Below are 20328 nucleotides of genomic sequence, written 5' to 3' on the forward strand. Positions count from 1 at the left end.
CAAAACGGCCGGGCGGCAGCGCGCAAGGGTCAATCCGGACCGGCAGACTTGCCGGTCAGTGCGGGGCGAACCGTGCGGTGGACTCGTCGAACGGCTCGATGCCCACCTCGGCGCGCCGCTCGTCCAGCCGCTCCGCCTCCTCGCGCGGCCACGGCACCGGCCGACGGTCCGTCACCGCACCGATCCGGGTGCCGTAGCGCTGCTCACGGCCCTCGGTGACGGCCAGTCGGTCCTGGAGGAAGGCGAGGTCGCGCGGGCTCGCCTCGCCGCGCGCGACGGCCTCGCCCGTCAGTGTCACCGCCCGCCGCTGGACGTCGAGTTGCCGGTCCGCGTGCTGGGCGAGGAGCCAGCCCGCCCGGGCCGCCTCGGGGCCGCCGGTCCCCAAAGCCGGGCGCGGACGCCGAGACGGAGATCATCCGGACGGTGCCCCGCGGACCCCGATCGGGACATAATGGATCCACGCTCGGGATGCGCCGTGTTCACCCTCCGGCGGTTCCGTGACGGTTCCGGAAACTCCCCCGGCCAAGACCTCCACACAGTGGTCGGCACGCAGGTACATTGCAGTGAACTCAGCTGCGGGGGTTTAAAGCTGACGACACTTCGACGTGCGCGCGCGTACGGTCGGGTCGGCGCATTCTGCGACCGGCCCGGAACTCCCGCTTCCGCTGAGGTCCGGTTAGAGATCCACAGGTCCACCCGTGCCCCGAAGGAGCTTCCATGACCGACGCCGCGTTCCCGGGCGAGTCGCAGCAGGCCGCCGAGCCGGCGAGCCTGGATGACGTCCCGGGGTGGTTCTGGGACCACGACCGGCACTCCTTCGACTGGTTCCTGGGGCGTCAGGAGAAGGCCGGTGTCACCGGCGACCTGCTGGAGATGGGGGCCTACCTCGGCCGCAGCGCGATCGTGATCGGCGAGCACCTCCAGCCCGGCGAGACGTTCACCGTCTGCGACCTCTTCGACTCGGACGCGCCCGACGAGGAGAACGCGGCCGAGATGGACCTGTCCTACCGGAAGACGCTGACCCGCGAGGCCTTCGAGCGCAACTACCTCGCCTTCCACGACGAGCTGCCGGAGATCATCCAGGCGCCGACCTCCGTCCTGTCCCGCGGCCACATTCCCGTCGGCGCGTTCCGCTTCATCCACATCGACGCCTCCCACCTGTACGAGCACGTCGTGGGGGACCTCCAGGTCGCCCGGGTCGCGCTGCAGGAGCAGGGCGTCGTCGTGCTGGACGACTACCGTTCCCAGCACACCCCGGGCGTCGCGGCCGCGACCTGGGAGGCCGTGTTCAACCACGGGCTGAAGCCGATCCTGCTCACCGAGTGCAAGTTCTACGGCACCTGGGGGGACGTGGAGCCGTTCCAGCGCGAGCTGCTGGACCGGGTCGACCTCGCGGTCGGCTGTCAGCTGAGCGCCGAGACCGTCAACGGCCGCCAGGTGCTGCGCATGACCGGTGACTCGGAGGGCATCGACCGCTTCCGCGGCTCCCGCCACCGGGAGCGACTGGCCGCCGAGGCCGCCCGGCGCGAGGCCGAGCAGTCCGCGGTCGAGGCCCGCCGGGCGCTCCGGTCGGCCCACGACGAGGCCGCCGTCGACCTGGCCGCCAGACGGGCCCGGGCCGCCGAGGCACGCCGCCCCGTCAACGTCGCCAAGCGCGCCGCCCGGGACCTCCTGCCGCCGGTCGTCACCTCCGCGATCCGCCGCGCCCGCCGCGGCTGACCGGGGCGCGAGCCCCCTCGGACGACACCGAGGTCGATGCCGAGGTCGACGCCGGCAGCCGTGCGGTCCCGGAAGGCGCACAGCTCCCCCGTCGTACGGCTCCGAAGACGCCGGAGGGCCGGTCGGAACACCGGCCCTCCGGCACGTCACGTGCTGCGGTGGCTCAGACCCGCGAGGGCTCGCCCGCCTCGACGGGAGCCTGGGCGTCCTGGGCGTCCTGGTCGTCCGCCATCTCCTGGCGGACGGCGGCCAGCGACGGGTTGGCCCAGGCGCTGGCGACGCCCCAGTAGTAGAACGCCAGCCCGATCGCGGCCACGATCAGCAGGTCCCAGCCCTCGGGCAGGTAGCCCTGCCCGCCGAAGTCGGTGCTGCCGGCCCAGGAGACACCGGCCATCACGAACAGGTAGGCGACCATCCAGGCGCCGGCCAGGAGGTGCGGCTTCAGCTCGGCGAACGGCTTGCGCAGCTCGTACCAGGCCCAGATCGGCAGGCCGGCGGCCATCAGCAGGATGACCTTGCCGGTGAGCGGCCAGCGGGCCCAGTACAGCACCAGCGAGCCGAAAACCATCGCGACCGGGGCGATGACCGGCATGGCGCGCAGCCGCACCGGGCGCGGCAGGTCCGGGGCGAGGCGGCGCAGGGCCATCACGGCGACCGGGCCGGTGATGTACGAGATCACGGTGGCCACCGAGACGATCTCGGCCAGCGAGCCCCAGCCGCGGAAGACCGCGAGGAACAGGAAGGCGACGACCAGGTTGAGCACCAGCGCCGGGCGCGGGATGCCGGTCTTGGCGTCGACCTTGCCGAAGAGCTTCGGCAGGTGGCCGTTCTCCTGCACGCCGTGGATCATGCGCGAGGTGGTGGCGGCGTAGATCATGCCGGTGCCGGAGGGCGAGACGAAGGCGTCCGCGTAGAGCAGGATCGCCAGCCAGTTGATGCCCCAGGCGATGGCCAGGTCGGCCAGCGGCGAGGTGTAGGAGAGGCTGCTCCAGCCGCCCGAGAGGTCGGCGGCCGGGATGGCGCCGAGGAAGGCGATCTGCAGCGCGACGTAGATCACCAGGGCGATCAGGATCGAGCCGATGACGGCCTTGGGCAGCGACTTGCCGGGGTCCTTGGCCTCGCCGGCCAGGTTCAGCGGCGACTGGAAGCCGTTGAAGGCCCACACGATGCCGGAGACCGCGACGGCGGTGAAGACCGCGCTCCAGCCGTTCGGCGCGAAGCCGCCGTGGTCGGTGAAGTGCGCGGTGTCGAAGTGCGCGAGCAGCAGCGCACCGGCGGTGAGCGTCGGCACGACGACCTTGAAGACGGTGATCGCCGTGTTGGTCTTGGCGAACAGCGTGATCGCGAACCAGTTGAGGGCGAAGTAGACGAGCAGCAGCACGCTGGCGAGCGCCACACCGCTGAGGGTGAGCTCCTGACCGTTGTAGAGCCCCTTGGCCCAGCCGAAGTGCCAGGAGCTCATGTACTGCACGGAGGCGGTGGCCTCACCGGGGATGACCGAGACGATGGCGATCCAGTTGGCCCAGGCCGCCAGGTAGCCGGCCAGCGAGCCGTGCGAGTACTGGCCGTACCGGACCATGCCGCCGGCCTTGGGGAACATCGAGCCCAGCTCGCTGTAGGTGAGGGCGATGGTCAGCGCCACCGCGGCACCGATCACCCAGGCGAGGATCGAGGCCGGCCCGGCGAGCTTGGCGGCCCGCTCGGCACCGAACAACCACCCGGATCCGATGATCGACCCCAGCCCGACCGCGGTCAGGCTGACGGTGCCGAGCGATCGGCGGTAGTTCTGGTGAGACGCCGTCGAGGATTCGGGCTCACTCAACGTATCGGTCCTTTCGCTCGGGGTTCATCGGGTGGTGTCGGTGTTTTTGCTGTTTTGAGTCGGTATTCCGGACAAACGCACAGCAGCTTATGGTCCAAAAACGGGCGAATACCTCAGAGGAAGCTCAAACCGTTCGATCGTTGCCATCTCGTGTCCGGTTTCCGGACCGACGGACCCCGCGAAGAGGCCGCGCCGCACCGCCACGGGGGTGGCGGTCGGGGCCGGCCGGGGAGTCGGGCGGGGAAAAAGGAAATTCCCCGTGGGTTCCTTTCGGATCCCACGGGGAATTCGGCTGTGTCCGAGGGGGGACTTGAACCCCCACGCCCGATAAAGGGCACTAGCACCTCAAGCTAGCGCGTCTGCCATTCCGCCACCCGGACGGGGTGTGTGCTCCGGGGGTTTTTCTCTCGCCCCCTCGGCGACAGAGAGAACATTACCAGGGTTCTGGAGTGCTTCTCACCTGCGCTTCCTCCGGCCCGCGCCCCCGGGGCCGCCGGAGCCGCCCCGGGGCCCCGGCGGCTCCGGCGCACACGTTGGTACGGCTGGCGAACACACTCGAACCGGGCCCGAAGCGATGGCGACCGCGAAGGAACCGGTCGACTCCGGTGCCGCCCGCGATCGGTTCCGGCCGGAAGCGGTCCGACACGGGCAAGTTGTCGACGGTGCCGCAGCCGTCGCGACCGCTCTCCTAGCCTCTGTGGACCGAGGGCGCCATGAGCGGATCGCCTGATTCCCGGGTCGCGGACGAAGGGCGGCTGGACGTGGAGCAGATCAGCGGGACGGCGGAGGCCGAACCGAGACGCGGCAGGCCGGGGGAGGGGCAGGGCGACGCCGTCGCGGCGCCCGGCGGTCCGGCGCACGGCCCCGTCGAGGGGGTGTGGCGGTTCCCGGTGCCCGCCGCCGAGGCCTCGGTGCCGCGCACCAGGCACGCGGTGCGCGACCGCCTGCTGGCCCAGGGCATGGCCGGGGTGCGCTACCAGGAGCTGGTGGACGACCTGCTGCTGATCGTCTCGGAGCTGGTGAGCAACGCGGTGACGCACGCGGCCGAACTCTCGCCCGAGGTGGTCACCGAGCTGTCGGTGCGCGGCGGCTGGGTGCGGGTGTCGGTCGAGGACGGCGACCCGTACCGGCCGAAGGCGCTGGAGAACGACACCGGACGCACCGGCGGTCGCGGCCTGCTGCTGGTGAAGAGCGTCACGCTGCAGGCGGGCGGGGTGTGCGACGTCGAGCGGACCGGGGAGGGCGGCAAGGTCATCTGGGCCTCGCTGCCCGTCCCCCCGGAGTCCGACCGCTGACCGGTCCGCCGGGGCGGGCGAGGCGGCCGGAGCGCCTACCAGTCCCGTCCGGCGATCTCCCGGATCCCGGGCAGCGCAGCCTCGAAGACGGTCTCGAACCAGACCGAGAAGGGCCGCTCGGCCCGCAGCTCCCGCAGCTCCTGCGCCGTCACGAAGGCGAAGTCGTCCACCTCGTCCGGGTTCGGCCGGACCGGAGCGGTGACCAGTCCCACGAAGAGGTGGTTCCACTCCCGCTCGATCAGCCCGGAGGCCTCGTCCGGCAGGTCGTAGCGGACGGTGCCGGCCTCGCAGAGCAGCGCCGGTGCGACGCCCAGCTCCTCCGCGGTGCGCCGGGCGGCGGCGACGAAGGGCGGCTCGTCCGGGTACGGGTGGCCGCAGCAGGTGTTCGACCAGACGCCGGGGGAGTGGTACTTGCCCAGCGCCCGGCGCTGGAGCAGCAGGCGGCCCTGGCGGTCGAAGAGGAAGACCGAGAAGGCGCGGTGCAGGCGGCCCGGCTGCTGGTGGGCCCAGTGCTTCTCGGCGGTGCCGATCGTCACGCCCTCGTCGTCGACCAGTTCCAACAGGATCTCGGTAACGGTGGCCGGGGCGGTCCGGGGGTCGGCCGACACATCGGTCTCCACGTCGAGACCGGTGTCGACCTCGGCGTCGAAATGGGTCGGCTCGGTCGGCAGACTCTGGGGCATGGGGCCTCTTTCCGGGGGCGGGAGCAACGGGAGCATCGGGTGCGTCCGGCGCACCGGGTGGCGCACGGCGGACGCAGCGGGGGCACCGGCGCCGGCGTCGGGCTCCAGTCTGCCGTATGGGTGGCACCGGGTAGGGGTCCCACGCACAACCGGGCGGATCATGACCCGGAGGAGAAGGAATTCGAGCAGAGAAGGGTCCCGGAAGCCCTCGTAAGGGTCATGATCGTCGCAGAATCGTTCGACGTGCGTTCGGGGGGCGTTCGAGCCCGCGGGCCCGGCCGGGCCCGGACGTCGGCCCGCTCCCCGGCGCCGTCCCCCGGTCACCCCTCCGTCACCGTCCCGTCTCCGGGCGCGTTCGGGCCGGTCGTCCACGTCGCCTACCATCACATACGACACGGTGCCCGGATCCGTGCCGGTACCGGCGCGCCGCTGCCCGGCCGGGTCGCACACCGGTCCGGCGAAGCGGCGCCGCCTCCCTCGGCACGGCCCGCGCGCACAGCACGACGGATCAGGAGACCCCGCATGATCGGCCTCGTTCTGGCAGCCGGCGCCGGCCGCCGGCTGCGCCCGTACACCGACACCCTGCCCAAGGCGCTGGTGCCGGTCGACGGGGAGCGGACCGTCCTGGACCTCACCCTCGGCAACTTCGCCGAGGTCGGACTGCGCGAGGCCGCGATCGTCGTCGGCTACCGCAAGGAGGCGGTGTACGACCGCAAGGACGCCCTGGAGAGCAAGTACGGCGTCAAGCTCCACCTGGTCGAGAACGACAAGGCCGAGGAGTGGAACAACGCGTACTCGCTCTGGTGCGCCCGCGAGCTGTTCGGCGAGGGCCTGCTGCTGGCCAACGGCGACACCGTCCACCCCGCCTCCGTCCAGCGCACCATGCTGGAGGGCAACCGGCGCCTCCTCGACGACGGTGCGGCCCCCGGCATCCTGCTCGCCCTCGACACGGTGAAGAAGCTCGCCGACGAGGAGATGAAGGTCGTCGTCGACCCGGCCGCCGGGATGCGCCGCATCACCAAGCTGATGGACCCCTCCGAGGCGAGCGGCGAGTACATCGGCGTCACCGTGATCAACCCGTCCGCCGCCGCCGACCTCACCGACGCGCTGCGCGCCACCTACGAGCGCGACCCGCAGCTGTACTACGAGGACGGCTACCAGGAGATGGTCGACCGCGGCCTGCGGATCGACGTGCAGCCGATCGGCGAGGTCTCCTGGGTCGAGGTCGACAACCACGACGACCTGGCGAAGGCGCGGGAGATCGCGTGCCGGTACTGACCCGACTGGTCCCGTCGCCGCTGTTCGTGGAGATCCGCTCGGGCGCGCTGGACGCGCTCGGCGGGATCCTCGCGGACCAGCGGCTGTCGGCGTCGGGCCGGATCGCGGTGGCGATCAGCAACGGCTCCGGCGCCGCCATGCGCCGACGCCTGGAGCCGGCCCTGCCGGGCGCCGACTGGTACAACGTGGACGACGGCAGCCTGGACAGCGCGGTGCAGTTGGCCGAGGCGACGCGCGGCGGGCACTACGACGCGATCGTCGGCCTCGGCGGCGGCAAGATCATCGACGTCGCCAAGTACGCCGCCGCCCGGGTCGGCCTGCCGCTGGTCGCGGTCGCCACCAACCTGGCCCACGACGGCATCTGCTCGCCGGTCTCCACCCTCGACAACGACGCCGGCCGCGGCTCCTACGGGGTGCCCAGCCCGATCGGCATCATCGTCGACCTGGACGTGATCCGGCAGGCCCCGGCGCGCTTCGTGGCGGCCGGCATCGGGGACGTCGTCTCCAACATCTCGGCCTGCGCCGACTGGGAGTTGTCGCACGCGGTCACCGGTGAACCGGTGGACGGACTGGCCATCGCGATGGCCCGCTCGGCGGGCGAGAACCTGCTGCGGCACCCAGGAAACACTCAGGATCAGGACCTCCTGACAGCGCTCGCCGAGGCCCTGGTACTGTCCGGCATCGCGATGAACATCGCGGGCAGCAGCCGGCCCTCGTCGGGCGCCTGCCACGAGATCTGCCACGCCCTGGACGTGCTGTTCCCCAAGCGGTCCGCCCAGCACGGCGAGCAGGTCGGCCTCGGCGCCGCGTTCGCCAGCTTCCTGCGGGGCGAGCACGAGCTGACCGGTCTGATCGTGGAGCGCCTGGCGAGCCACGGACTGCCGGTGACCGCGGCTCAGATCGGCTTCACCGAGGCGGAGTTCACCGAAGCGGTGCACTACGCTCCGAACACCCGACCGGGGCGCTTCACCATCCTCGAACACCTCGACCTCTCCCCTTCCGCAATCAGGGACGCGTACGCCGACTATGTCCAAGCCGTCAACAGCTGACCCCTCCACCGCGGGAGCCGAACGGCCCCCGGTGGACCTGACCCGCCGGCCCTCCATCGAGGAGCTGCGCGCGGTGATCCATCCGGAGGGCATGCTCCAGCGCCGTAGCGCCGAGCACTGGGCCGGGCGCCTGTACATGCGGAAGATCTCGCTGCGGATCACCCGCGTGCTCTCCACCATGACGGCGATCACGCCCAACGGCCTGACCTACCTGATGATGTTCACCGGCATCCTGGCCGGCCTGGCGCTGGTCGTGCCGGGCATCGCGGGCGCGGTCCTGGGCGCCCTGCTGATCCAGGTCTACCTGCTGCTGGACTGCGTGGACGGCGAGGTGGCCCGCTGGCGCCGGCAGACCTCGCTGACCGGCGTCTACCTGGACCGGGTCGGCCACTACATGTCCGAGGCGGCCCTGCTGACCGGCCTCGGCCTGCGCGCCACCGACCTGCTGCACCGCGAGGGCGGCGGCTCCCACTGGGAGTGGGCCTTCCTGGGCACGCTGGCCGCGCTCGGTGCGATCCTGATCAAGTCCGAGACGGACCTGGTGGACGTGGCCCGGGCCCGCAGCGGCCTGACGGCCGTCGAGGACAGCGCCTCGGTGCCGCGCTCGGCCACCGTCGCCAAGGCCCGCAAGGCGGCCTCCCTGCTGAAGTTCCACCGCCTGGTCGGTGCGGTCGAGGCCTCGCTGTTCATCCTCGCGGCCGGGATCGCCGACGCCGTGCACGGCGGGCTCTTCTTCACCCGGCTCGCGGTGGTCGTCCTGGCGGCGATCGCCATGCTGCAGACCGTTCTGCACCTGCTGAGCATCGTCCTGTCGAGCAGGCTGCGATGACCGGCCCGACCACCGCGGAGAGCTTCCGCCTCGGCGCCGTGATCATCACGATGGGCAACCGGCCCGCCGAGCTCAACGCCCTGATCGAGTCAGTCCGCGCCCAGGAGGGTCCCGCGGTCGAGCTGGCCGTGGTCGCCAACGGCGCCCCGCTGCCCCCGCTGCCGGAGGGCGTGCGCACCGTCGAGCTGCCGGAGAACCTCGGCATCCCGGGTGGCCGCAACGTCGGCATCGAGCTGTTCGGCCGGGACGGCGAGGACGTGGACGCCGTCCTCTTCCTGGACGACGACGGCCACCTGCCGCGCACCGACTCCGCCCGGCTGCTGCGCGAGGCCTTCGCCGCCGACCCGGAGCTGGGCATCGTGTCCTTCCGGATCGCCGACCCGGACACCGGGGTCACCCAGCGGCGGCACGTCCCCCGGCTGCGCGCCAGCGACCCGCTGCGCTCCTCCCGGGTGACCACCTTCCTGGGCGGCGCGAGCGCCGTGCGCTGCAAGGTGTTCGAGGAGGCCGGCCAGCTGCCCGCCGACTTCTTCTACGCCCACGAGGAGACCGACCTCGCGTGGCGCGCGGCGGACGCCGGCTGGGCCATCGACTACCGGGCGGACGTGGTGCTGCACCACCCCACGACCTCCCCGGCCCGGCACGCCACCTACTTCCACAACGTGGCCCGAAACCGGGTTTGGCTCGCGAGGCGGAACCTTCCGGCCCTTCTGGTGCCTCTCTATCTGGGAACCTGGCTTCTGCTCACCCTGGCCCGCCGCCCCTCCCCCGAGGCGCTGAAGGCCTGGTGGGGCGGATTCCGGGCGGGCTGGCGCGAACCCTGCGGTCCGCGACGGCCCATGCGATGGCGTACCGTTTGGCAACTGACCAGGCTGGGCCGACCACCGATCATCTGATCTGATCGAATGATCGATCGCCGCGGCCGGTGGCCACACACCGGCCGGCTCCCCCGAGATCCAGTGGATCCCCATCGGCGCCGCCGGCGGACCCCCGCCGACCGGCCGCCCCGACCGATCCCGCGTGAAGGACGAATGTGTCGACAGTGAGTGAACCCGTCAGCCTCTCGACCCCCAGGGGGGTGGACGCGGGCCTGACCCCCAAGCAGCTTGCGGACAAGTACGGTCTGTCGGTGAGCGGCGCCCGGCCGGGTCTGTTCGCCTACACCAAGCAGCTCTGGGCCCGGCGCCACTTCATCTGGGCCTTCGCCACCGCCCGCCTGGTGGCCCAGTACACCGACGCCAAGCTCGGCCAGCTGTGGCAGGTCGTGACCCCGCTGCTCAACTGCGCGGTCTTCTACCTGGTCTTCGGCGTGATCCTGTCGAGCAAGGACGGCTTCCCGCCGAACACCTACATCGCCTGGCTCTGCATCGGCGTGTTCGTGTTCCAGTTCACCCAGAACGCGGTGCAGTCCGGCACCCGGGCGATCTCGGACAACCTCGGCCTGATCCGGGCGCTGCACTTCCCCCGTGCCAGCCTGCCGATCGCCTTCACCGTGATCCAGCTCCAGCAGCTGCTGATCTCGATGGTCGTCCTGGTCGTGACCGTCCTGGCCAGCGGTATCGCCCCGGGCAAGACCTGGCTGCTGATCGTCCCGGCGCTGATCCTGCAGACCCTGTTCAACACCGGCATCTCCCTGATCATGGCCCGGATCGGCGCCAAGACCAGCGACATCTCCCAGCTGATCCCGTTCGTGATGCGCGCGTGGATGTTCCTGTCCGGCGTGATGTTCAGCATCCAGGACCGCGTCCACAAGTGGCCGCACTACATCCAGGTGATCTGCAACATCAACCCGGCCTCGGTCTACATGGACCTGCTGCGGCACGCCTTCGCGCCGATCATCTACAACCCGCACCAGAACCCCCACCAGTCCCTGCCGCCGCACCAGTGGGTGTACGGCCTCGCCTGGGGCGTCGGGATGTTCGTCATCGGATACGTCTTCTTCTGGAAGGCCGAGGAGGAGTACGGCCGTGGCTGACGTCGACCTGAGCAAGAACGGCAACGTCCGGGACACGGACGTGGCCCGCGAGCCCACCGTCGTCGTCGACGACGTGCACATCGTCTACCGGGTGCACGGCGCCGGCTCCGGCAAGGGCAGCGCCACCTCGGCCCTGAGCCGCATCCTCAGCCGCAGGCGCGCCGCCGGCGTGCGCGAGGTGCACGCGGTCAAGGGCATCAGCTTCACCGCGTACAAGGGTGAGGCGATCGGCCTGATCGGCTCCAACGGCTCCGGCAAGTCGACCATGCTGGCCGCCATCGCGGGCCTGCTGCCGACCGAGAAGGGCGGCATCTACACCAACGGCCAGCCCTCGCTGCTGGGCGTCAACGCCGCGCTGATGAACGAGCTCACCGGCGAGCGCAACGTCGTCCTGGGTTGCCTGGCGATGGGGATGTCCCCGGCCGACGTCCGGGCGCGCTACCAGGACATCGTCGACTTCTCCGGCATCAACGACAAGGGCGACTTCATCTCCCTGCCGATGCGCACCTACTCGTCCGGCATGGGCGCCCGCCTGCGCTTCTCGATCGCCGCGGCGAAGACCCACGACGTGCTGCTGATCGACGAGGCCCTGGCCACCGGTGACCAGGCCTTCCAGCAGCGCAGCAAGCGGCGCATCGACGAGCTGCGCGGGTCCGCCGGTACGGTCTTCCTGGTCAGCCACGACAACAACTCGATCCGCGAGGTCTGCGAGCGGACCATCTGGATCGAGGCCGGCGAGCTGATCATGGACGGCCCGACCGACGAGGTCGTCGGCCGCTACGAGCGCGGCGAGCGCCCGTAGCACCGTGCGCCCCGCGGTGCCCGGCTGAGCCACCCCGCCACCAGGGCCGGTTCCGGAACCTCCGGGACCGGCCCTGCGGCGTGCCCCGCCGGTGCCCCGGGTGGCCGCCGCCGCAGGGGTGAGCGCCCCGGTCCGCGGGCGGGGCGCTCTTCTCCGGCGCGCCCCGGGGTGTCAGGCTGGTAGTCGCGGGGGCGCTGTGCCGTACGTGACGCCCGCGCTCGGACGCGTGTCCGAGTCGGGCCGGTGGTACCCAGCGGTGTAGAACGGGGGAGTGACAGCAGTGTCGGCTTCGGCCCAGCCCAGTGATACGCCGGTGAACCGTTCCGCAGGTCAGACCCTGGAGAAGGCGGGGGCCGAGAACTTCCCGGTCGCCCCGTTCTTCCTGCCCGCGGCCTGGCGCGACGACCTGATGGCGGTGTACGGCTTCGCCCGCCTCGTCGACGACGCCGGCGACGGCGACCTGGCCGACCCGGCCGCCACCGCCCGCGTGCTCGGGGTCGAGCGGATGCCCCCGGTCACCCCTTCGGAGCAGTCCGGCCCGCCGACCGCGCACGAGGTCGCCTTCCGCCTCGCCCTGCTCGACGGGCTGGAGCACGACCTCGACCGGGTCTTCGAGAAGGCGCTGCACCCCTCCGGCGCCGAGGCCCCGCGCCACCCGCTGATGCGGGCCCTCGTCCCGCTGGTCGACCGGCACGGCCTGACCCCCGAGCCGTTCCGCCGTCTGATCGAGGCCAACCGGGTGGACCAGACCACCGCCCGCTACGCCACGTACGACGACCTGATCGGCTACTGCACCCTCTCCGCCGACCCCGTCGGCCGCCTCGTCCTGGCCATCGCGGGCGTCTCCACCCCCGAGCGGATCGAACTCTCCGACGCCGTCTGCAGCGCCCTCCAGGTGGTCGAACACCTGCAGGACGTGGCCGAGGACCTGCGCCACGGCCGGATCTACCTCCCCGCCGAGGACATGGAACGCTTCGGCGTGACCGAGGCCGACCTCGCCGCCCCCTCCGCCGACGGCGCGGTGCGGGAGCTGATCGCCTTCGAGGCGGAGCGGGCCCGCACCCTGCTCGATCACGGCGCACCATTGGTAGGTACGGTTCGGGGGAGGCTTCGACTGCTCCTGGCGGGATTCACCGCCGGCGGGTACGCGGCCCTGGCGGCCGTGGAGGACGCCGGGTACGACGTGCTCGCCCGGCAGGCGAAGCCGGACAAGCGCCGCCTCGCAGCGAAGGCGGCGGCCATCTTCGCGAAGGGAAGGTGAACGCCCGAGTGGCGGCATCACCACTGGCGTCGGCCCAGGTCATGGCGGCGTACCGGTACTGCGAGGCAGTCACCGGTCTGCAGGCGCGCAACTTCAGCTACGGCATCCGGCTGCTGCCCGAACCCAAGCGGCTGGCCATGTCGGCCCTGTACGCCCTGGCCCGCCGGGTGGACGACATCGGCGACGGCGACCTCCCGTCCGACCGGAAGGCCGAGGCGCTGCTGCGCACCCGGGAACTGGTGGACGAGGTCCGTTCCGGGGTGGTCGCCGAGGACGACACCGACCCGATCAAGGTCGCCCTGGCCGACACGGCCCGGCGCTTCCCGGTCCCGCTCGGCGGCTTCGACGAGCTGATCGACGGCGTCGAGATGGACCTCAAGGGCGCCGAGTACCAGACGTACGAGGAGCTGAAGGTCTACTGCCGCTGCGTCGCGGGGGCGATCGGTCGGCTCTCGCTGGGCGTCTACGGCTGCGACGACCCCGAGCTCGGGGCGCGCTACGCGGACACCCTGGGCCTGGCGCTGCAGCTCACCAACATCCTGCGCGACCTGCGCGAGGACGCCCTGAACGGCCGCACCTACCTGCCCACCGAGGACCTCGTCCGGTTCGGCTGCGAGCAGGGCTTCGCGCTGCCCAAGCCGCCGGTCGGCGCGGACTTCACCGGCCTGGTGGCCTTCGAGGCCGCCCGCGCCCAGGCCGCCTTCGAGGAGGGCCTGCGGCTGCTGCCGATGCTCGACCGCCGCAGCCGCGCCTGCACCGCCGCCATGGCCGGGATCTACCACCGGCTGCTCGGCCGGATCGCCGCCGATCCCGAGTCGGTGCTGCGCGGCCGGGTCTCGCTGCCGGGCTGGGAGAAGGCGTACGTGGCGCTTTCCGGGCTCGCCGGGGGGCGTTCTTGATTCTCGCCACCGTTCTGTCACGCTGTGTCAGCGGGGAATCACGTGCGGGCAGTTCCGTGTTGACCGAACGGGTACCGGCTTCAGCGACCGCCTCCCGGCGGTCCAGCGACTGCGAGGGGGAGGGCCGATGACCGGGCGAGCCGTTGCCGCGCGCCCGGCCGCCATCGTGGTCGGCGGCGGTCTGGCCGGGATCACCGCGGCGCTGCGCCTGGCCGAGGCCGGTCACCGGGTCACCCTCGCCGAGGGCCGCCCCCGGCTCGGCGGCCTGGCGTTCTCCTTCCGGCGCGGCGAGCTCACCGTCGACAACGGCCAGCACGTCTACCTGCGCTGCTGCACCGCCTACCGCGGCCTGCTGGAGCGGCTCGGCGCCACCCGCCTGGTCCACCTGCAGGACCGCCTCGACGTCCCGGTGCTCTCCGTCACCGGCCCCGACGACGCCCCCGTGCGCACCCTCGGCCGGCTGCGGCGGGCCGGCCTGCCCGTCCCGCTGCACCTGGCCGCCAGTCTCGCCCGCTACCCGCACCTGTCCCCGGCCGACCGCGCCCGGGTGGTCCGCGGCGCGCTCGCGCTGAAGGGCCTGGACCTCGCCGACCCGGCGCTGGACCGGATCTCCTTCGGCGAGTGGCTGCGCGACAACGGGCAGAACGCCGCCACCCAGGCGGCCCTGTGGGACCTGGTCGGCGTCGCCACCCTGAACGGGCGGGCCGACCAGGTGTCGATGGCGCTCGCGGCGAAGGTGTTCCAGACCGGTCTGCTGTCCGACCCCGGCGCCGCCGACATCGGCATCGCCGCAGCCCCGCTGGGCGCGATCCACCACGACCGGGCGCTCGCCGAGCTGGAGCGCGCCGGCGTGACGGTGCTGCTGCGCTCCCGGGTGGCCGAGCTCAAGCCGGCCGCGCCGCAGCACGCCGTCCGCCTGGAGGGCGGTGAGCTGCTCACCGCCGACACGGTCGTCCTGGCCGGCGCCCAGGACAGCGCGGCCGCCCTGCTGCCGCCGAACGCCGTCCCGGGCCAGGAGCGGCTCGCCGGGTTCGGCACCACGCCGATCCTCAACGTGCACGTGATCTACGACCGCAAGCTGCTGCGCCGGCCGTTCTTCGCCGCCCTCGGCTCCCCGGTCCAGTGGGTCTTCGACCGCACCGCGCACTCCGGCCTGGCCGCCACCGAGCTCGGCCGGGCCCACCCGGGCGCCCAGTACCTGGCGCTCTCGCAGTCCGCCGTGCAGGACGAGATCGACCTGCCGGTCGCCGAGCTGCGCAGCCGCTACCTGCCCGAGCTGGAACGGCTGCTGCCGGCCGCGGCCGGGGCCCGGGTGCTCGACTTCTTCGTCACCCGCGAGCGCACCGCGACCTTCGACCCGGCTCCGGGCAGCGCAGCGCTGCGCCCGTCGGCCCGCACCGGGGTGCCCGGCCTGCTGCTGGCCGGCTCGTGGACGGCCACCGGCTGGCCCGCGACCATGGAGGGCGCCGTGCGCAGCGGCCACGCCGCCGCCGACGCCGCGCTCGCCGCCGTCGGCGCCGGGGTGCCGGTGGACCACGGCGACGGGAGGTGGCCCAGGTGACGACGGGCCGCGCCGCCGGAGAGCCCGCCAGAGCCGACCGGCGTACCGTCGTGCGCATCGACGGAACCGGCGGGAGCGACGGAACCGACGGAACCGGCGGAACCGGCGCCGTCGGCCGGAGCGGCCGGACCGGGGCCTCCGGCACCCGCGTCACCGCCACCGGCACCACACGAATCGACACCAGCCGCACCGACAGCACCCGGCCGCCCCGTGCGGTCGGGCACCAGGGAGAGGGAACGCACGTGGAGTCACGCACCGGCTTCGCCGTCGGAGGCACGGCGCACGCCGAACCGGTCTCGGTGCCGGAGCTGCTCGCCCGCAGCCGTACGCTCTGCACCCCGCCGCTACGGGCCGCCGTCGCCCGTTTGGCCGCACCGATGGACACCGTCGCGGCCTATCACTTCGGCTGGATCGACCGGGACGGCACACCGGTCACGGGCGACGGCGGCAAGGCCGTGCGTCCGGCGCTGGCCCTGCTGTCCGCGCAGGCCACCGGTGCGGCGGCCGAGGCGGGGGTGCCCGGCGGGGTCGCTGTTGAACTGGTGCACAACTTCTCCCTGCTCCATGATGATCTGATGGACGGTGACGAGACCCGACGGCACCGGGCGACCGCCTGGACGGTCTTCGGGCCGGCCCAGGCGATCCTGGTCGGCGACGCCCTGGCGACGCTCGGCACGGAGGTGCTGCTCGACGCCGCGGTGACGGGCGGCGCGAGCCCCACCGACGCCGCGCGGGCCGTCCGGCTGCTCACCACGGCGACCCGCCGGCTGATCGACGGCCAGGCCCGGGACGTCGCCTTCGAACAGCGCGACACCGTGACCGTCGCGGAGTGCCTGGAGATGGAGGGCGGGAAGACGGCGGCCCTGCTGGCCGCCGCCTCGGCGATCGGTGCCGTCCTGGCCGGGGCCGACGACAAGGTCTCCGACTCCCTCCAGCGCTACGGCCACCACCTGGGGCTGGCCTTCCAGGCGGTGGACGACCTGCTCGGCATCTGGGGCGCCACCGAGGTCACCGGCAAGCCGCACTGGGGAGACCTGCGCCAGCGCAAGAAGTCCCTGCCGGTCGCCGCCGCACTGGCCGAGGGCGGTCCGGCCTCGCGCCGGCTCGCCGAGCAACTCGCCGACCCGAAGGGACGCGGGGAGGAGAGCGAGCCCGAGCTCGCCGCCCGGGCCGCGCTGATCGAGGAGGCCGGCGGCCGCGCCTGGACCCAGGAGGAGGCCCGCCGCCAGCACACGACTGCCCTCGCCGCCCTGGACGAGGTGCCCATGTCCGACGAGGTGCGCGAGCACTTCGTCGCACTCGCCGAATTCGTGGTGGTACGAGAGAGGTGACGTTACGTTGACAGCAACCGCGGACGGCCGGCTCGACCCTGAGTACGATCCCGAGCCGGTCGCGGTGGGCGACCGCCCCCCGGCCCTGCTGGGCACGGGGCGGTGGCAGCCCGAGGACGCCGACCAGCTCCGGCCGGCCGGTGAGGCGGACCTCCGACCGGCCGACGCGCGGGAGGCCCTGGCCCGCGCCACCACCCACCTGCTCTCCCTGCAGTCCTCCGAGGGGTGGTGGAAGGGTGACCTGGAAACCAACGTCACCATGGACGCCGAGGATTTACTGCTCCGCCAGTTCCTCGGGATCCGGACCGAGGAACAGACGAACGCCACCGCCGAGTGGATCCGCTCCCAGCAGCGTGAGGACGGCACCTGGTCCACCTTCCACGGCGGGCCGCCCGAACTGTCCACCACCGTCGAGGCCTACGTCGCGCTCAGACTGGCCGGCGACGACCCGACCGCCCCCCACATGGCGGCCGCCGCCCGCTACGTCCGCTCCGCGGGAGGCATCGCGGCCGCCCGGGTGTTCACCCGGATCTGGCTCGCGCTGTTCGGCTGGTGGCCCTGGGACCGCCTGCCCGAGATGCCGCCCGAGATCATCTTCCTGCCCAAGTGGCTGCCGCTGAACATCTACGCCTTCGGCTGCTGGGCCCGCCAGACCATCGTCCCGCTGACCGTCGTCTCGGCCCACCGGCCCGTCCGCCCGGCGCCCTTCCCGCTCACCGAGCTGCACACCGACCCGGACGACCCGTACCCCGAACGGCCGCTCGCCCCCGCCACCACCTGGGACGGCCTGTTCGAACGCCTCGACAAGGCGCTGCACGCCTACCACCGCCGGGCCTTCCGCCCGCTGCGCCGCCTGGCCGTCTCCCAGGCCTGCCGCTGGATCGTCGAACGGCAGGAGGCCGACGGCTGCTGGGGCGGCATCCAGCCCCCCGCCGTCTACTCGCTGATCGCCCTGCACCTGGAGGGCTACGAGCTGGAGCACCCGGTGGTGCAGGCCGGACTCTCCTCCTTCGACCGCTTCACCGTGCACACCGAGGACGGCAGGCGCTGGCTGGAGGCCTGCCAGTCCCCGGTGTGGGACACCTGCCTTGCCACCATCGCACTGGTCGACGCCGGGGTCCCCGCCGACCACCCGGCGCTGGTCTCCGCCGTCGACTGGATGCTCGGCGAGGAGATCCGCAAGCGCGGCGACTGGGCCGTCCAGCGGCCCGGGCTCCCCGCCGGCGGCTGGGCCTTCGAGTTCGAGAACGACACCTACCCCGACATCGACGACACCGCCGAGGTGGTCCTGGCGCTGCGCCGGGTGGACCACCCCGACCCTGCCAAGGTCGACGCGGCGGTGGACCGCGGCGTGCTGTGGAACCTCGGCATGCAGTCCAAGAACGGCGCCTGGGGCGCCTTCGACGTCGACAACACCAGCACGCTGCCCAACAAGCTGCCGTTCTGCGACTTCGGCGAGGTGGTCGACCCGCCGTCCGCCGACGTCACCGCCCACGTGGTGGAGATGCTCGCGGAGACCGGACGCGCCCGCGACCCCCGGACCCGGCGCGGCATCGAGTGGCTGCTGCGCAACCAGGAGGCGGACGGCTCCTGGTTCGGCCGCTGGGGCACCAACTACATCTACGGCACCGGCTCGGTGCTGCCCGCGCTGGTCGCGGCCGGCGTCCCGGACGAGCACCCGGCGATCCGCCGGGCCGTGCGCTGGCTGGAGGACCGGCAGAACACCGACGGCGGCTGGGGCGAGGACATGCGCTCCTACGACGACCCCGCGCGCTGGGCCGGGCGCGGCGACTCCACCGCCTCGCAGACCGCGTGGGCCCTGATGGCGCTGCTGGCCGCCGGCGAGGGCCCGGACGGCCGGGCCAACCCCGCGGTGGAGCGCGGCGTGGACTGGCTGGTGCGCACCCAGCTGCCCGAGGGCACCTGGGACGAGCCACAGTTCACCGGCACCGGCTTCCCCTGGGACTTCTCCATCAACTACCACCTGTACCGACTGGTCTTCCCGGTCACCGCGCTCGGCCGCTACCTCCACGGCAGCCCGGGCACCGGACGGACGACCGGCACCCCGACGATCGGGGCGGCGCGGTGACCACCGCCCCCCTGCTGGTGCTCTGCGCCCTGGGCCCCGAGGTCTGGGCCCTGCGCGGCGGCGACTGGCGCGGCGCGACCGGCGGACCCCCGGTGCTGGTGCGCACCGGCGTCGGCCGGCGGCGCGCCGGGCTGACCGTGCGACAGCTGCTCGGCCCCGCCCCCCGCGCCTACGGCGCGGTCGTCGTGGCCGGCTTCGGCGCCGCGCTCGGACCGGGCGTGCAGCCGGGCGACGTCGTCGCGGCCGACGGCGTGCGCGACGCGGAGGGGCACCTCTACCCGGTCGGCTCCGGGCCGGAGCTCACCCGGGCGCTGAAGGAACGCGGCCTGACCGTGCACACCGGGGTGCACCACACCGCCGACCACGTGGTGCGCGGCATCGAGCGCCGGGCACTGCACCTGCAGGGCGCGCTCGCCGTCGACATGGAGGCCGCCGCCGTCCTGGCCGTGCTGCGGGAGGTGCAGCCCGCGCTGCCCGCGGCCGTCCTGCGGGTGGTGGTCGACACCCCCGAACACGAGCTGCTGCGCCCCGGCACCCTCCCGGCCGGGGTACGGGCCTGGCGGACCCTGCGGGCGACCGTCCCCGCCCTGGTCGACTGGTACCGCCAGGAGCTCCTGCCCCGCCCCGCAGACCTGAACCACCCCACATCCTCGACGCTCCCCCAGGAGGCGAGCTAGCCATGGCCATGCCGTTGCGCCAGACCGTGCGGGTCGGCACCTACCTCATGCAGCAGAAACTGCTCAAGCGACGGGACAAGTTCCCGCTGATCGTGGAACTGGAACCGCTCTTCGCCTGCAACCTCGCCTGCGAGGGCTGCGGCAAGATCCAGCACCCGGCGGGCGTCCTGAAGCAGCGGATGCCCGTCGCCCAGGCGGTGGGTGCGGTCCTGGAGTCGGGTGCCCCGATGGTCTCGATCGCCGGCGGCGAGCCGCTGATGCACCCGCAGATCGACGAGATCGTCCGCCAGCTGGTCGAGCGGCGCAAGTACGTGTTCCTGTGCACCAACGCGCTGCTGATGCGCAAGAAGATGGACAAGTTCACGCCCTCGCCGTACTTCACCTTCGCCGTGCACATCGACGGCCTGCGCGAGCGGCACGACGAGTCGGTGGCCAAGGAGGGCACCTTCGACGAGGCGGTGGCGGCGATCAAGGAGGCCAAGCGGCGCGGCTTCCGGGTCACCACCAACAGCACCTTCTTCAACACCGACACCCCGCAGACCGTCATCGACGTCCTGGACTACCTCAACGACGAGCTGAAGGTGGACGAGATGATGATCTCGCCCGCCTACGCCTACGAGAAGGCCCCCGACCAGGAGCACTTCCTCGGCGTCGAGCAGACCCGGGAGCTGTTCCGCAAGGCCTTCGCCGGCGGCAACCGCAGGCGCTGGCGGCTCAACCACAGCCCGCTCTTCCTGGACTTCCTGGAGGGCAAGGCCGACTTCGAGTGCACCCCCTGGGGCATCCCCAACTACTCGCTGTTCGGCTGGCAGCGGCCCTGCTACCTGATGGCCGACGGCTACGTGCCGACCTACCGCGAGCTGGTCGAGAAGACCGACTGGAGCAAGTACGGCCGCGGCAGGGACCCCCGCTGCGCCAACTGCATGGCGCACTGCGGCTACGAGCCGACGGCCGTCCTCGCGACCATGGGCTCGCTGCAGCAGTCGCTGCGCGCCATCACCGAGACCGTCAGCGGCAACAAGGGCCGCTGAGCCGGGAGTTGACCGCCAGGTCGGCAC

17 protein-coding genes, 1 tRNA gene and 1 pseudogene are annotated in these 20328 nt (G+C 72.5%); 15 read left to right on the forward strand and 4 right to left on the reverse strand.

Annotation, left to right across the window (positions count from 1 at the left end; all coding sequences use genetic code 11):
- Positions 1-55: 55 nt before the first annotated feature.
- A pseudogene (locus tag ACZ7KX_RS06090) lies at positions 56-373 on the reverse strand (DUF6624 domain-containing protein); the annotation flags it as partial.
- A 344-nt stretch (positions 374-717) separates the two neighbouring features.
- Between ACZ7KX_RS06090 and ACZ7KX_RS06095 the strand changes: the two are divergent.
- Positions 718-1719, forward strand: coding sequence for a class I SAM-dependent methyltransferase (locus ACZ7KX_RS06095; protein WP_470325512.1), 1002 nt, complete (start codon positions 718-720; stop codon positions 1717-1719).
- A 163-nt stretch (positions 1720-1882) separates the two neighbouring features.
- Here ACZ7KX_RS06095 and ACZ7KX_RS06100 read toward each other — a convergent pair whose 3' ends face one another.
- Together ACZ7KX_RS06100 and ACZ7KX_RS06105 are read right to left on the reverse strand one after the other, a co-directional pair.
- Positions 1883-3541 (reverse strand): APC family permease, encoded by a 1659-nt coding sequence (locus tag ACZ7KX_RS06100; RefSeq protein ID WP_470325513.1) that lies wholly within the window; start codon positions 3539-3541, stop codon positions 1883-1885.
- Positions 3542-3836: 295 nt separating this feature from the next.
- Positions 3837-3921 (reverse strand) — tRNA-Leu (locus ACZ7KX_RS06105).
- 333 nt (positions 3922-4254) lie between these two features.
- Between ACZ7KX_RS06105 and ACZ7KX_RS06110 the strand changes: the two genes are divergently transcribed.
- Positions 4255-4836 (forward strand): ATP-binding protein, encoded by a 582-nt coding sequence (locus ACZ7KX_RS06110; protein WP_470325514.1) that lies wholly within the window; start codon positions 4255-4257, stop codon positions 4834-4836.
- Between the two features lie 35 nt (positions 4837-4871).
- On the opposite strand, the gene idi is transcribed toward ACZ7KX_RS06110, so the two are convergent.
- The gene (idi, locus tag ACZ7KX_RS06115; RefSeq protein ID WP_470325515.1) at positions 4872-5519 is read right to left on the reverse strand and encodes an isopentenyl-diphosphate Delta-isomerase; all 648 of its coding nucleotides are present in this window, start codon (positions 5517-5519) and stop codon (positions 4872-4874) included.
- Between the two features lie 522 nt (positions 5520-6041).
- On the opposite strand from idi, the gene ACZ7KX_RS06120 reads away from it, so the two are divergent.
- The 13 genes from ACZ7KX_RS06120 to hpnH all read left to right on the forward strand — a co-directional run bounded on the left by ACZ7KX_RS06120 (position 6042) and on the right by hpnH (position 20301).
- The gene (locus ACZ7KX_RS06120; protein WP_350524220.1) at positions 6042-6797 is read left to right on the forward strand and encodes a phosphocholine cytidylyltransferase family protein; all 756 of its coding nucleotides are present in this window, start codon (positions 6042-6044) and stop codon (positions 6795-6797) included.
- Positions 6785-7846, forward strand: coding sequence for an iron-containing alcohol dehydrogenase family protein (locus ACZ7KX_RS06125; RefSeq protein WP_470325516.1), 1062 nt, complete (start codon positions 6785-6787; stop codon positions 7844-7846). Before ACZ7KX_RS06120 ends, ACZ7KX_RS06125 begins: the two co-directional genes overlap by 13 nt.
- A gap of 91 nt (positions 7847-7937) precedes the next feature.
- On the forward strand, positions 7938-8675 hold the full coding sequence (locus tag ACZ7KX_RS06130) for a CDP-alcohol phosphatidyltransferase family protein (protein WP_350524276.1): 738 nt from the start codon (positions 7938-7940) through the stop codon (positions 8673-8675).
- Positions 8672-9571: a glycosyltransferase family 2 protein gene (locus tag ACZ7KX_RS06135; protein WP_470325517.1), complete on the forward strand. Its 900-nt coding sequence runs from the start codon at positions 8672-8674 to the stop codon at positions 9569-9571. The genes ACZ7KX_RS06130 and ACZ7KX_RS06135 overlap by 4 nt, the downstream gene beginning before the upstream one ends.
- A gap of 137 nt (positions 9572-9708) precedes the next feature.
- Entirely contained in the window at positions 9709-10650 is a 942-nt protein-coding gene (locus ACZ7KX_RS06140) for an ABC transporter permease (protein ID WP_470325518.1), read from the forward strand.
- Positions 10643-11452, forward strand: coding sequence for an ABC transporter ATP-binding protein (locus ACZ7KX_RS06145; protein ID WP_470325519.1), 810 nt, complete (start codon positions 10643-10645; stop codon positions 11450-11452). Before ACZ7KX_RS06140 ends, ACZ7KX_RS06145 begins: the two co-directional genes overlap by 8 nt.
- A 313-nt stretch (positions 11453-11765) precedes the next feature.
- Positions 11766-12713 (forward strand): squalene synthase HpnC, encoded by a 948-nt coding sequence (gene hpnC, locus ACZ7KX_RS06150; protein WP_470325520.1) that lies wholly within the window; start codon positions 11766-11768, stop codon positions 12711-12713.
- Positions 12714-12754: 41 nt separating this feature from the next.
- Positions 12755-13612 (forward strand): presqualene diphosphate synthase HpnD, encoded by an 858-nt coding sequence (gene hpnD / locus ACZ7KX_RS06155; protein WP_350524277.1) that lies wholly within the window; start codon positions 12755-12757, stop codon positions 13610-13612.
- Positions 13613-13739: 127 nt separating this feature from the next.
- Positions 13740-15173, forward strand: coding sequence for a hydroxysqualene dehydroxylase HpnE (gene hpnE, locus ACZ7KX_RS06160; RefSeq protein ID WP_470325521.1), 1434 nt, complete (start codon positions 13740-13742; stop codon positions 15171-15173).
- 242 nt (positions 15174-15415) lie between these two features.
- Positions 15416-16504 (forward strand): polyprenyl synthetase family protein, encoded by a 1089-nt coding sequence (locus ACZ7KX_RS06165; RefSeq protein WP_396553413.1) that lies wholly within the window; start codon positions 15416-15418, stop codon positions 16502-16504.
- A 7-nt stretch (positions 16505-16511) separates the two neighbouring features.
- Positions 16512-18593, forward strand: a complete 2082-nt coding sequence (gene shc, locus ACZ7KX_RS06170) for a squalene--hopene cyclase (RefSeq protein ID WP_470325522.1) — start codon at positions 16512-16514, stop codon at positions 18591-18593.
- The gene (locus tag ACZ7KX_RS06175; RefSeq protein ID WP_470325523.1) at positions 18590-19270 is read left to right on the forward strand and encodes a 5'-methylthioadenosine/S-adenosylhomocysteine nucleosidase family protein; all 681 of its coding nucleotides are present in this window, start codon (positions 18590-18592) and stop codon (positions 19268-19270) included. The genes shc and ACZ7KX_RS06175 overlap by 4 nt, the downstream gene beginning before the upstream one ends.
- Positions 19271-19272: 2 nt before the next feature.
- On the forward strand, positions 19273-20301 hold the full coding sequence (gene hpnH / locus ACZ7KX_RS06180) for an adenosyl-hopene transferase HpnH (protein ID WP_470325524.1): 1029 nt from the start codon (positions 19273-19275) through the stop codon (positions 20299-20301).
- Positions 20302-20328: the final 27 nt, after the last annotated feature.

The sequence above is a fragment of the Kitasatospora sp. NPDC038210 genome (genome assembly GCF_055600605.1).